Source organism: Colwellia ponticola (assembly GCF_005885605.1).
Taxonomy (GTDB): Bacteria; Pseudomonadota; Gammaproteobacteria; order Enterobacterales; family Alteromonadaceae; genus Colwellia; species Colwellia ponticola.
Genome location: NZ_SZVP01000040.1, coordinates 1 through 774, shown reverse-complemented (window position 1 = coordinate 774; position 774 = coordinate 1). Strand labels below are relative to the sequence as shown.

2 protein-coding genes are annotated in these 774 nt (G+C 41.6%); both read left to right on the top strand.

Going from position 1 to position 774, the window contains the following annotated elements:
* A partial coding sequence (locus tag FCS21_RS15735; RefSeq protein ID WP_222927977.1) for a transposase occupies positions 1 to 337 on the top strand: 337 nt, incomplete at its 5' end.
* Between the two features lie 44 nt (positions 338 to 381).
* The gene (locus tag FCS21_RS15730) at positions 382 to 714 is read left to right on the top strand and encodes an IS3 family transposase (RefSeq protein ID WP_138624477.1); all 333 of its coding nucleotides are present in this window, start codon (positions 382 to 384) and stop codon (positions 712 to 714) included.
* Positions 715 to 774 lie beyond the last annotated feature (60 nt).

Below are 774 nucleotides of genomic sequence, written 5' to 3'. Positions count from 1 at the left end.
ACCTCATCAAACCTTAGGTGACACCATGACAAAAAGAACAAGACCCAATTTCACACCAGAATTCAGACTTGAATGTGCTCAATTAGTCGTTGATAAAGGCCACTCTGTGCTTGAAACAGCAAAAGCAATGAATGTAGGTAAATCATCATTAGACAAATGGGTTCGCCAATTAAAAAATGAGCGTAATGGTTTAACGAGCAAAGCCATGCCATTAACACCAGACCAACTTGAAATTCGTGCACTTAAAAAGCGTATTGCTCGTATTGAAGAAGAAAAGGAAATTCTAAAAAAGGCTACGGCTCTCTTGATGTCGGACTCACTCAACAGTTCGCGATAATCAAAGCCCTTAGAGGGAGTCATACCGTTAAACGTTGTTGCGATGTGTTTACTATTCATCGTAGCAGCTACAAGTATTGGGCAAAGCAAGGTAGACGTATTAAACCTGAAAAGGTTAAAGCACTTGCTATGGTAAAAACTATTCATGCTGAAAGTAATAGCTCGGCGGGTGCTCGAACCATCTCCATTATTGCCGCAACAAGGGGCTTGGCTATTAGCCGCTATGTTGCTACTCGTTTGATGAAGGAGGAAGGCTTAGTCAGTTGCCAACTGCCTAGTCATAAATATAAGAAAGCAGCGCAGCCGCATGTAGCAATACCGAACACACTTGAACGCCAGTGCATATTCTCTCCACCTTTGATCACCCAGTGGCATTAACTTTGATCGCTTATTCTCATTAAGCTTTGATCACTAGTATCACGTGTAAATGATCACTTT